8 protein-coding genes and 3 pseudogenes are annotated in these 12910 nt (G+C 40.9%); 5 read left to right on the forward strand and 6 right to left on the reverse strand.

The genetic code is table 11. From position 1 onward, the window contains the following. Window positions 1-34: 34 nt before the first annotated feature. Complete coding sequence (locus B3R91_RS00215; RefSeq protein WP_286795709.1) at window positions 35-511, forward strand: hypothetical protein; 477 nt, start codon at window positions 35-37, stop codon at window positions 509-511. Between the two features lie 421 nt (window positions 512-932). On the opposite strand, the pseudogene B3R91_RS00220 reads toward B3R91_RS00215, so the two are convergent. From B3R91_RS00220 to B3R91_RS00230, 3 genes and pseudogenes are all read right to left on the reverse strand, one after another. Further along, window positions 933-1037, reverse strand: a pseudogene (locus tag B3R91_RS00220) (transposase); the annotation flags it as partial. A 216-nt stretch (window positions 1038-1253) separates the two neighbouring features. Next, window positions 1254-1379 (reverse strand): annotated as a pseudogene (locus B3R91_RS00225) (IS982 family transposase); the annotation flags it as partial. Window positions 1380-1417: 38 nt separating this feature from the next. Further along, window positions 1418-2473, reverse strand: a complete 1056-nt coding sequence (locus tag B3R91_RS00230; protein WP_286795710.1) for an IS3 family transposase — start codon at window positions 2471-2473, stop codon at window positions 1418-1420. A gap of 599 nt (window positions 2474-3072) precedes the next feature. On the opposite strand from B3R91_RS00230, the gene B3R91_RS00235 reads away from it, so the two are divergent. Continuing rightward, window positions 3073-3342, forward strand: a complete 270-nt coding sequence (locus B3R91_RS00235) for a hypothetical protein (RefSeq protein ID WP_286795712.1) — start codon at window positions 3073-3075, stop codon at window positions 3340-3342. A gap of 4 nt (window positions 3343-3346) precedes the next feature. Here the strand turns inward: B3R91_RS00235 and B3R91_RS00240 are convergent. Then, window positions 3347-4099: pseudogene (locus tag B3R91_RS00240) on the reverse strand (IS5 family transposase). A 449-nt stretch (window positions 4100-4548) separates the two neighbouring features. On the opposite strand from B3R91_RS00240, the gene catA reads away from it, so the two are divergent. The 3 genes from catA (at window position 4549) to B3R91_RS00255 (ending at window position 8461) form a co-directional block, all read left to right on the forward strand. Next, window positions 4549-5496 carry a catechol 1,2-dioxygenase gene (gene catA, locus B3R91_RS00245; protein WP_286795713.1) on the forward strand — a complete coding sequence of 316 codons (948 nt, stop codon included), beginning with the start codon at window positions 4549-4551 and terminating at the stop codon, window positions 5494-5496. A 122-nt stretch (window positions 5497-5618) separates the two neighbouring features. Then, on the forward strand, window positions 5619-6875 hold the full coding sequence (locus B3R91_RS00250) for a GTPase (protein ID WP_286795715.1): 1257 nt from the start codon (window positions 5619-5621) through the stop codon (window positions 6873-6875). Beyond that, entirely contained in the window at window positions 6875-8461 is a 1587-nt protein-coding gene (locus B3R91_RS00255; protein ID WP_286795716.1) for a GTPase, read from the forward strand. Before B3R91_RS00250 ends, B3R91_RS00255 begins: the two co-directional genes overlap by 1 nt. A gap of 569 nt (window positions 8462-9030) precedes the next feature. Here the strand turns inward: B3R91_RS00255 and B3R91_RS00260 are convergent. Further along, window positions 9031-10383, reverse strand: coding sequence for a DNA-processing protein DprA (locus B3R91_RS00260; RefSeq protein WP_286795718.1), 1353 nt, complete (start codon window positions 10381-10383; stop codon window positions 9031-9033). Further along, window positions 10380-12479, reverse strand: coding sequence for a RecQ family ATP-dependent DNA helicase (locus B3R91_RS00265; protein ID WP_286795719.1), 2100 nt, complete (start codon window positions 12477-12479; stop codon window positions 10380-10382). The genes B3R91_RS00260 and B3R91_RS00265 overlap by 4 nt, the downstream gene beginning before the upstream one ends. Between the last annotated feature and the right edge of the window lie 431 nt (window positions 12480-12910).

Consider the following 12910-nt stretch of genomic DNA (forward strand, 5'->3'; position numbering starts at 1 on the left):
CATTTAGAAAACCTAAATATTATAGATAAATAAAATGGGGTGGGGCTTACTTGTGATTAATTTTTACTTAGACAATGTCTTTTTGATTACTGTTACAATTATAAGTTTAGCTATATTCATACCACTTCTTGGTATATTTATACTTAAACAACAAGGCTCAACAAATCAAGGTAAGCTTCATACTAAAGATAGAGATTTTCTTGTACATTTCAGCACTGCTTTACTGATGGCTGGGCTTGTAATACCAGTAGTAATTGCGTTTATAGTTAAGATGATTCCTGATTTTATTGAAGATGCTGCTCCTAAAGCAGGCTATTTTATTATACCTCTTTCTATTTGGCTGATTTTTATTAACATTAAACGTTTTAAGTTTATTGAAAAGAGCAAGTTGATTGACTCAAAAAATGTAGAGGAGGCTAGATATTTAGAGAAAAGGATGAGTAAGTATAAGTTTGATATGATTTTAATAGTTATATTTATTATTTATATGATAATATTGTTTAATTTATAATGAGCGTACAATTGTCTATGAATAACTACATCGCTGTATTCTTCTTATTTCCTATGCTAATGATTCCTATTACAACACTATGGCTTTGCTTCAAACCTAAATGGTTGCAGTCTACCCATTGGCTGCCAAGCAATCGGATACTGTTAATTCTATATGCTGCCATAGCGTGGGTTATAAGTATTTTAATAATAATTATGCTATATGACTGGGATCATCAAACGACAATTTTTGAGCAACTAGTAGCAGGCTTAGGTGTCTTAGTATTTAGTTTTGGGTTTATATCAATGTTCAAAGACCAGTTGATTACGAAAAAGTGAATTATTAGAAAAATTATGAGGGCGTGTTGAATATTCAAAGTTTTAGCCAAATATAAGCGCAAGCAAGAGCCGTCATGTTTTTACAACTTCGCTTGAGCTCACTTCTTTTCAATGGGATTAAGATCGGGGCTGTAGGGCGGTAGCCAAAGGGTACGATGGCTATATCTGTTAATGAGTTTTTGGATACGCTTGTTCTTATGAAATCGAGCTACTCGAGTACAGCTCTCACCTTGCGCTCGGGTAAAGCAGTAATTTGCTTTATCCTCGCCCATAGCCATCACAATCACGCATTTCGTTCTAAGGCTTGGAGTAAGCGTTTTTTTGCGCTAGTGGTGAAATATGGTGCTATTGATATTGTGCTCAAAGTGATCAAGCGTAAATAACCCCAGTTCGGGATAAGCCACATTGTAACTCATTGATACTATTTACAATGTAGCTACCTGTCCCTGCTGAGGCATGTTTTTGATGGTGGGTTTATAGGGAAACCAGCAATAAGCAATCAACCCTGACAGCAAGTTTGTGATAAACCCCGTCACACTACGATGGCGTGAGCGGAGTTTTTCAAGGTAGTTGTCACCATCAAGCTAAATTAAGCGGCTTTTAATCTTTGCTGTTGTTGCTCTTTTACAGGATTTAGCGTTGTTGGCCCTACAGGCTCGCAGTTCCTCACCTCCTGAGTTCCCCAGCGTATCGGGTTTTCATCTTTAGCGCGCTGCATCGTGAGCAGACGCTTCGCCAGTACTTCCTTATCCTCACCCGTATGGCGCTGATTGGGCGTCACAAAGTTCAGCTGACTGTGCTTATGCTCATTGTTGTACCAGCGCGTGAAGCTCAGCATCCATCGTCTTGCCGCATCTAAGCTCTTAAAGCCATCGATAGGCCAATTAGGGCGATACTTGCAGGTTTTAAATAAAGACTCTGCAAACGGGTTGTCATTACTGACACGCGGTCTGCTGTAAGAGGTGAGTACCCCAAGCTCATACGCTTTCATGCGCATGGTTTGAGCTTTCATCGGTGCCCCATTGTCTGAGTGTAGCACCACCCCAGTGTGCAATGCATTCTCACTGATTAAAGTACGCTCAAGCAGCTGAGCTGCTAATGCGCCTGACTCGTGGTCATAGACCTCCCAGCCCACAATCTTACGGCTATAGACATCCTCAATCATGTACAAATAATAGAACTGCCCCCGTACCGGACTTGGCAAATAAGTGATATCCCAGCAGAATACTTGGCAAGGACCAGTGGCAGTAAAGGTCTTTGGGGCGCTTGAGGCTTTAGGGGCAAGTGCACGACCGCGGTGAGCCAATTGCTCATGCTGCCTCAGCACCAGATAAAAGGTAGACTCTGAGCCATGATATATCCCCTCATCAAGCAGGGTCGGTACAATTTGGGTGGGCGGCAGACTGGCAAAGCGGGGCTGATTGCACACGGCTAGGATGGCGGCTTGTTCAGAGGCGCTCAGTTTATTCTTAGGAGCTTGGCGCACGACGTCACACCGTTTATCACCATTCACGTGACCTGCGCGGTACCAGCGCCGATAGGTGCGGATGCTAATGCCAACTTCAATACAGGCAAGGTTAAGTCTGGCTCCTGAGTGATTGGCCTCTTGTATCCAGTCTATGTATTGCTTGCGCTTAGGGAGCAAGGTCAGTCGTCATCAAACCCCAATATTAACCACGCCACCTGAGTATTTATCAAAAATTAAAAATGCTGTCAAGTTACATCAGACGGCGCTTAACAGCAATTTTTCATGCTAGGTTGTGTTGAATACATGTTTCTTTGTTCTACTGAAATTGATAATATCACACCCCAAAAATCGCTGATATTGTCACCTAAGCAGTAGAGTTCGCTTAATCTATAATTATAGATAAAAGTAAATTATTTTGTCGTTTATTACATAATTGTACCTATAGTCCTCTTAAAATAACCCTTAATATTAAACGCCTCGCCTAAGTAAAGTATTGAGTAGGAAGATGCAGCGTTGAATGGTAGTTCTGACAGCCGAGGCACTCAAGAAATTGCAAAAAAATTACTATCACACTCTGAGCTTTTAAATCAATTTACTTGATTTTTTCTTAATAGTAAAATGAGGGCGTTAGCAATAGTGTCATAAAAAAAGAGATGTTGGTTATGCCAAATAAAAATATTAATTTACATGAGATTAAAGCTGAAGAGCAACGATATATTATCAGTATGCTACCGACTCAGATATCAATAAAAGGAATACCTGAAAGCAAGGGCTAGGTGAAGCAGATCATAAAAAGGTTCTCTAAGATACCTAAAAAAAAGCAAGCTCAAATTGCAGATATTTTTAATGGTTTAGCTACTACACAGGAAAAAGGTAGCATTACTAAAGAAGATATAAAACTTGTAGAGGATGAGTCGCTCAGTCACCCTTATGAGGCTTTATTGCGTTTTTTTGACGCTGAGACCGCTAACAATTTACTTGAACATATCAAAGTCATAGACTTATGTTTAAGCCAACCACTCAATGATCAGCTTAGGGCGTGTTGAACATTCATAATTTCAACCAGAGATAAGCACAAGCAAGCGCCACCGTCTTCTCATAACTTTGTTTGAGCTTATCAAATCTTGTGGCAACTGCTCTATAGTTTTTTAGTTTAGCGAAAGCTTTTTCTACTAAGTGGCGGACTTTGTACAAGTCCCAATCCATATGGTCGTTAGAGGACTTCGTATTTCGTTTTCGAGGGATATTATCGCGCGTCCCTGCTTGTTTAATATGCGCCCGCAGTGCCTCAGAATCATAACCCTTATCGGCGCATACGGTCACTGTTGCGCTCAAATCTATGTTATCAATTAAGTCTGGTGCTATCTTCACATCATCAGTGGTGCCATCTGATAAGATAAAAGCGATGGGGTTACCATGAGCATCAACTGCTAAGTGGAACTTAGAGGCACGTCCTGCCACACTTTTGCTAATAGCCTGCGCATTCTCATTGCCACCACTGCTATGCTGATGCGCTTTAATATGAGTACCATCGATAAATACCCATTCGAGGTCTGAATCTTTGATTAATAAAGCGAACAGTGCAATCAATTTATTACTGCGAAACCAGCGTTAGTAAGCTTTATAGATGGTATTAGGCTTACCAAAATACTCAGGTAAGTCACGCCAAGGGCAACCAACGCGCATTCGATAAAGGATACCTTCAACGGTTTGTCTTAGATTTCCTTTGTCATAAATATTCAGTTCTAGTAAGATAGGTATGAGGCAAGTCCAGTGTTCATCTTTGAGCATGGTGCGAGGCATAGCGAACGTGATCTTTTGGTGTGAGAACTTAAAGATTAGAAGTTCGCTATTTTTTTTGCCAACACTTTATCGCCAATGTTCAACACGCTCTAATGTCGTAAAATGCATATGCTTTCTTGCTACTCATACTTTGTTCTTTAACATTCTTAATTACTTAAGCTGGAAAGTCTACTGATTAAATCATCATATTTTTAATTTTCGCTTATTTTAAAACTACTTCACCACATTTATAAAGCTGTAATATACTTTTAAGGTATAGTTATATACTTATAATATGTTAGCAAAGCGCTACAATATGGTTTAAATTAGGTTTAAAGTATAGACCGATAGATTTGGCTTAAAGTTTAGTCAAGGTTTTGCTTGTAAAAAACTATTAATACTTGTTTTAAGTTTAATAGACTCTTTTTATAAAGTGTATATGACACTTTGACAAATATAGGGATATATTCATGGAAATCAAATCTGTAAAAATATTTGATAGCAAGGACGTACAAAATTTTTTGGTATTAGTGAGCGGACTTGAACAAGACGGCGGCAGCCCCCGTGTTAAGCAAATTTTACACCGCATTGTGTCTGATCTATTCAAAACCATTGATGATCTAGACATCACGTCGGATGAATACTGGCAAGCCATTGGGTATCTCAACACATTAGGCCAAAGCAATGAAGCAGGTCTTTTATCACCCGGTTTGGGCTTTGATCATTTCTTAGATATGCGTATGGACGCCCAAGATGCGGCATTGGGAATTGATAATCTAACGCCACGCACTATCGAAGGACCTTTATATGTGGCAGGCGCGCCAGAATCAGTTGGTTATGCCCGCATGGATGATGGTAGCGATACTAATGGTACACCGCTGATTCTACATGGCACCGTATATAGTGCAAAAAATAAGCCTGTTCCCAATGCTAAAGTCGAAATTTGGCATTCTAATACTAAAGGGTTCTATTCGCATTTTGACCCAACTGGTGAACAACAACCGTTTAATATGCGGCGTACCGTAATTACCGATGCTAACGGTCAGTATAAAGTCCGTACCATTATCCCTGCAGGTTATGGTTGTCCACCTGAGGGTCCAACACAGCAGCTTTTAAACCAACTCGGCCGTCATGGTAACCGTCCTGCTCATATTCACTATTTTGTCACGGCGCCTGATCACCGTAAACTAACCACTCAAATTAACGTCGCAGGCGACCCTTACACCTATGATGACTTTGCCTATGCCACCCGTGAAGGCTTGGTTGTCGAAGCCATTGAGTATACTAGTCCGGAAGATTTAAAAGCTTTTGATATGGAAAGTCCGTTTGCTGAAATGATATTTGATATTCATTTAAGCCCATTGGTTAATGGGGTAGATAATCAAGTGGTTGATAAAAGACCCCGTCTTCAGGGTTAAGCAGCCATCTATTATTGGAAGCTGGACTATTGTAATCAGACCATTTATCAATATTGGTCTGATTTCTCTAAATAAGTATCAAAAAATGTACTGAAAAAAGCTATAACGAGGACGTTGTCGCCATGACTTTGCAACCGTTTGACTTGCTTTGCCGCACAATTTTAACTATTACTCCCGAATATACTGAGCAACTAGCACGCTTTCGAGCAATTACGCTCGCGGGCGATATTCCGACGGTCACTGTCGTAGGTAAGTACAATCATGGAAAAAGCCGTCTATTAAATGAACTGATGGGCGAAGATAAATTTGTAGTGGCAGATAAGAGAGAAACTACGACTTTAAACAACTATATTCGGAATCAGGTACGGTGGCTTGATGCTCCTGGGCTGGATGCCGATGTCAATTACAACGATGATCAGTGTGCACAATTGGCGGTTTGGCAGCAATCAGACATTCGTTTATTTGTGCACTCATTAAGAGAAGGCGAACTTGACGCTCAAGAAGTTGTATTGTTAGCAGCGTTACAAGCTGATGAACATAAAACTCGCCGACAAACGATTGTTGTTTTTACTCAAATCGACCAACTGGGAAATGAAGAGATTTTGCATCAAATTACTGAGCGATTAGGGAAACAAGGCACACTTGATAATGCCTTATATGTATCTGCTCAGCGCTATCGACAAGGCATTGAAAAAAATAAAACTTTATTAGTTGAAAAAAGTGGTATTTCCCAGCTCAAGCAACGATTAACCGAAGCTTTGACAAAAGTCGCTGATGTGCGTGCTTTTGAAAAGACTTCTATTTGTCAGGAGCTTAAATCCCACTTAAAACTATTACAACATAATACCCAACAACAGATTAAAGAGTTAAGCCAATATATAACCGACCAACGCTATGATTTTGAGCAAGATTTATTCAAAGTCTTAAATAAAGTACAAGATGATTTACGTCCAATTATGCAGGTGGTCGGTAAAGATGCATCATTAGAAGTCGATTCCTTTGCGACCAAATATCAACTTACCGCCGGCAAGAAAGAGCGAAATCGCATTCAAGTTGCTTATTCAAGGGCATGTATTGACATTAACAGCCATCTGATTCGCTATGGTGTGGTCGGTTTGCCTGAAAGTCAAAAAACTAATGTACGCAGCATAGATACTGTGTTGGTAGCGGTGTTAGGTGTATCGGTGAAGCTGCGACGCGAGTTAAACCTGATTTTTTTTCAAGAGGCCGGACGACAACGGCTAAAACGGGAGTTTTGTAATTATTTTGAAGTATCACAAGAACGTATGGCGAATAAACAACAAATTGAAAAGCTTAACGCTAACCTAGCCCATATTAAGGCCGCATTGATAGCTGTCAGCGACTTGGAGAATATGTGATGTCGGACATACCAATCATACCATCCGCTCTTGACCAGTTTATTACCGCCTCAAAGCAGTTAAATGGCAGTTCAGTAAACAATTTAGACAACTTAACCAATCAATTAGCTGAATTGCAAACTTGGCAACAGCAACTACTAGCTGACCTTCGCCGCAATAGACTGGACGCTTCGCCATTTAGCCCGCAAGGCAATATTACCGAGAAAATTAATGAATTTAATCAATGGTTTGAAGATAGTACTTTAACCCGCCAAACATCTTATCAAGCCTTGATAACTGCCCAAGCCTTGGGTGAGCAGTTAGACAGTAAAGTGATTTTCTTAGTGTTTGGAAAGTTTAATGCAGGTAAAAGTTCACTATGTAATCTGTTGGCTGATTGTTTTGATCAGGCACAGCAAAGTGTGCAATATTTTTATATCCAAGACGGTGATATCATTTTGACTGACACTATCTTTCAAGAAGGGGCAACCGAGACCACGGCACGCTTACAAGGTGTGTACTTGGGCGAGCAATTAGTGTTACTAGACACGCCAGGGCTGCATTCACTCACTGCTATCAATGCCGCCTTAACCGAGCGATTTATGGAAAGTGCCGACGGGGTCTTGTGGCTGAGTAGTTCGTCATCACCTGGTCAGGTGCATGAGCTGGAAACATTATCCCAAGAGTTGCACCGCCAAAAGCCACTTTTACCAATTATTACTCGTAGCGATTATCTAGAAGAAGATGTAAAGGGTGGGAAAATTTGTCATGTACTTTGCAATAAATCCCCTTCACGACGTCAGTTACAAGAACAAGATGTCCAAACTCGTGCTATACGAAAACTTGAGATGATGGCAGTTGATACCACCCTGTTGAAACCAACCGTATCTATATCAGCACATATGGCAAAATACCAAAACTGCTCTGCTAAAGCCATGGAGGATGCAGGTGTTGATAGGCTATTATTAGCCTTGTTGGATTTGATTAAACCTGCTATTAATTATAAACAACGTAAACCTGCTGAGATTTTTTTACATTATTTACAAGAGCAAGTCTTTGACCCATTACAAGAGGGACTTGAAAATCGCGTATCGATACTTAATAAATCACTCACTAAAGAACTCGACAATTTAGAAAGCTATAAAGCGACTATGATTGAACAAGTATGGCGAACAATTTTGCCGAGAATACCTGATTTAATGGATAGTTATGATCCCTTATATAATGTCGATCACCTACTAAGCGATATAGCTTACCAAACCCAAAAACAACTACAAACTCAAATAAACGAGACTTTAACTAATTCACAGGTTTGCCTTGATAATTGGTATACCCTGCGACTAATTAATCCAGTCGTCTATCAAGTTGATGAAGCAAACTCTAATTTGCTCCTTGCGAACGAAGTACAATTGTATAAGAATATCTGCGATAGTTTGGTAGTGTCGTTACAGCAGACACTCGATAATGTTATTAAAGCATATCAAGCACAACTACAAAAATTACTAAGTAATATTAATAGCCTTCAAGCTATTGAAGCAGACTATCGAAATCGTTTAATATCGCTTTCTATTGACATTAGGAGGACGAACAATATTTGCAAGCAATAATAGGAATAACTGTCCCCTAAAATGACACACATCAGAAGCAAAATTTCTTATAAAATACCTATAGGAAGTTTTGATTTAAGCTGACAAAACCGGACATCGAAACTTATTAGACTAAACGGTAATCTAAGCTATGCTGAAAAAACTGTAGAACCAAACTTGGTAAACTAACGACTTAATGAGGAGTTTATCATGACTAAGAAAATCAGAACCTATACTATAGTGCAGCTTTCAAACCCCGATATTAACAATGTCACCCGAGAAAAATAAACTTTATACCTCAGTCTTCTACACTATATAAATAACAGCATATAGAGCTTTTTTGACTTGTTAAAGTAAGATTAATTCATGGTAAGTAGAGGTATTAATGATATTTTAAACACTATAATGTTGAAGAATACATTACCTAATAAGTTATAGGGTAGATTGTTGTAGGTTAACTGATCTTTAATATCGCTCTCAAATTCGAAACTGAATCTTTAACTTGATTCAAGTCTAGTACTCATATAGCTACTCAGCAAACATATATACTCTTATACGCTGACCTATTTTATTATGCCACTACAATCTTTCTATTCACTATTTTTGATTTGATAGCGTACTGGGCGATTGAGCTTCTTCACAATTTCATCATCAACAGCGCGTTTAAGCCATTCAGTTAACTGAGACTTATGAAGTTTAGTACTTTCAATCAGCTCGTCGACAGTCAGTGGATTCTCAGCCAAGCGTTGAAGCTCAGAACTAAATAGGTGATAAAAATCGATAGTTTCCAATTGTGCAGTGTTACTTTCGGCAGCCTCTTCTGAACCAGATCCAATCTCTGTTTGTAACTCAGTAACTGTTCTATCAGATTCTACTTCGTTAACGTCTTTCTCCGGCTCTGATTTTAGCGCAGGTTTAAAGTCTGTTTCGGCAAATAACTCAGGCTGTGCATATGTGGAAAATAGATCACCTATAGGTTCGCTTACCTGATTCACAAGGTTTTCTTTACTGCTCACTAAATCTGTAATTGTGAAAGCTTGAATATCTGCTTTTAACCAACTGCCACCTTTGGCAACCAAATCGACATTAGCTGCATCCTTGTCTGTGGTTTGTTTAATCCATAATGGTACCCAAGCTTTTTTCAGGTTTTCTTGTGCGCCGCTGAGTGTGCCACCTTTTTTGCCAGAATGAATTACCAGAGAACTATCCGCTAGGCAGTAAATGTATTTGTTACGAGCCATGGCGTTACCGACATTGAACCCAGCTTCAGGGTAGAAAGGCGATATCAATACAACATGGCCATCCATCAGACCCTGTCGCCACTTACTACTGGTTGCAGCTCTTAACAGGCGATCAGCCATTACGCCTACGACCATACCCCCTTGTCGCATAGCCCCAATCATCACTGTCTCATCGACGCCACGTGCACCACCAGAGATAATAGCGATATTTTCTGATGCTGCTTTAGCACCTATCTGGTCTGTAAAGGCGAGGTCTGGATCACTAGCATTGCGCGAACCGATCACTGCTAAGCCCCCTGAATTTAATAAGTCTTTATTTCCGCAGCCAAACAATACAGGAGGGCAGTCTGTTTTCAATCGCTGTTTTAATCGCTTCGGATATTCCGCGTCAGAACGTGTTACTACCCAAAGACCTGCACGTTGCCATTTCTCCATAGCCAGTGCAAGGCTATGACCACGCTTCAACAATTCAATGATACGCTCCGCACTGATACGCGTATCATGCCAACCTTGCAGCAAGGCTTGAGGATCGCCAACCAATAGGTCAGCTGGTGTAATAGACTTTTCTTTTAACCACAAGGCAAAGCGACCCCATTCTGCATTACTTAGTGGCTTAGCACTTTCGTTACTGGATTTTGAAAAATAGCTCGTTAGTAGCAAGGTTGCTTGGGCTGTAGGAGATAATAAGTTAGATGCATTCATGAGTCTTTCACCGAAGATGAAGCAAGCGCAATAGGGTAGACCGAACCGCTACCTGCTTGCTGCAAAAGTGCCGCAATTACTGTGAGTGTCCAACCGGAGTCTACAATATCATCTACTAATAAAACCGGTTGTCCCTCATAAGGCTGAGTCACAGCAAATACACCATCCAGATTGCGACATTGGTGGAAGCGATTTTGCTGGCCTTTTTGTGGTTGATTATCTTTGATTTTACTCACGGCATCTACAAATGGTAAACCTAATCGATCAGCCAAACGTTGTGCAAAACCCGGTACCAACTCAGAATGATAGCGTGACGGCACACAACACACCCACTGAGGCGCTGGATTGGGCTGCCAACGTTGTTGAATCATTTCTGCTATAGCTTCAACTAATTCATCACTAAATCGACCTGCATGCTTATTGTCGGCAACCATCTTCCCCCAACCTGCATCACCCCAACGGGACAAAACACGGCCTTCTTGTGCGCGAAGTTTCTGGGGTAGATTGCCGCGAAAGCCATAATCCAGAAACGCATTGGCTGCAACTTGTGCTTTTGGGGTAATCACGATTTCTGCGTGCTTAAGGAAAGTACCTGCACGATGTGCCAAAGTAGGATCAACCGAAATATTGATAACAGGTTGACCTAAGCAAGACGAACATTTACCGCACGGTGTAGGATCTAGATCGTCTAGCGCACGGCGTAAAAATGTCATTTTACAATTAGTATTATCCAGATATTTCTGCACTTCTTGCCATTCCTGTACACGTTGTCCTGTTAAGTGAGTGATTCGGGCATGGTCCATTTTATAGGGCACTGGTGTCCTAACCCAACGGCTGCCATCTTTGATTACTGGCGCCGGACTTTCGACACTCAGCAGCTTCAGTACTTTTTCAATCTGGCCATGACGCAGATTAGTTTGCTCTTCCATACTGCGAATCGACAAGCCATCGCTGTTTTCCAATACCTGTAAAATATCATTCACTTGCACTTCTGAAGGAAAAGCCGATTCTCGGAAGAACTCATGAATATTATGATCTTCCATACCCGACATCAACATACCCACAGCATGATCAATACCGCGACCAGCACGACCCACCTGTTGGTAATAGGCAACGATAGAGCTTGGCGCCTGATAATGAATTACAAAGCTTAAATCAGGCTTGTCGTAACCCATACCTAGCGCCGTGGTGGCTACTAACACCTTTAACTGGTTATTGAGAAGCAGATTTTCTAGATGCTGACGATAGGTATTACTGTCTTCAAAGCTATCATGTGTAACACTGCCGTGGTATGCCTTGGCATCTATATCATTAGCGACCAGCCACTCGGCTACTTGCTCAGCATCCCTTACTGTTAAGGTATAAACGATACCTGTACCCGGTAACGTAGGTATCACCTGTGCTAACCAAGCTAATCGTGAAGCCTGATCAGGCAATATCATGGTTTGTAGAGCGAGACTTTCACGAGTTAGTGGACCACGATGAATATTGATATCACCCAGCTGGGTTTGTATGTCTTCGATTACACGGTTGTTAGCTGTCGCTGTAGTACCCAGTACTGGCGTGTTGGAGGGTAACTGGCGCAAGATATTTGTAATACGGCGATAATCTAGGCGAAAGTCATGACCCCAATCAGAAATGCAGTGCGCTTCATCAATCACCATCAGAGCAATGCGGTCAGCAATGGGCTGTAATACCGTTTCGATAAAGCTGTCGTTAGCTAAGCGCTCAGGAGAAATCAACAAACAGTCTATTTCATTATTAAGAATGCGCTGAGTCACCGAATGCCATTCATCGATATTCGTAGAATTCATGGTCTCCGCTACTATACCCAAACGCTGGGCTGATTCGATCTGGTTGCGCATCAGGGCGAGTAGGGGCGAGATAATAATCGTTGGCCCCATACCTCGGTCACGAAAGATTTTGGTACTGATAAAGTAAACCGAGCTTTTACCCCAACCGGTACGCTGCACCACTAGAAGTTTCTGTCGAAGATTGACCAAAGCATCAATGGCTTCCCACTGTCCATCACGGAACTCTGCTGTCGGGTTTGCCAATGCAGTTTGCAATAGTTGTTGGGCTTGGATCCGGTTCATTATCACTCCTTGATTTACACGTTTAGCTCGCGCCGCTCATAAGTTTGGGTAGTAGGAGGTCACGAGCTTGAGCGAGCTTCTTGTTCTATTCTTTTAACTCGTATGCCTGTTCGAATATGTTTTCTACCTGAGTCTTAGACCCTAATTTATTCTAAAATACCTGATAAAGAATAAGATTTAAGAAGTTAACTACAAACTTTGTATTTTGAAAACTTGGCTACATTTTTAGTAATACCAAACCCAAAATATATAGTATCATCCACTTATGACTATACCAATACATAACCTAGAAGACCATGACTTTGGCAAACACTCAAAGACTGAGAGTAACCCCAGAGCCCGCCTACGCCTGCTCATCTTACACCAATATAGTATAGGCAAAGCCACCAACGATATTGCTAAAGACCTCTGCATACATCCTGAAACTGCCA

It is taken from the genome of Psychrobacter sp. UBA6291 (genome assembly GCF_002439405.1).
Taxonomy (GTDB): Bacteria; Pseudomonadota; Gammaproteobacteria; order Pseudomonadales; family Moraxellaceae; genus Psychrobacter; species Psychrobacter faecalis.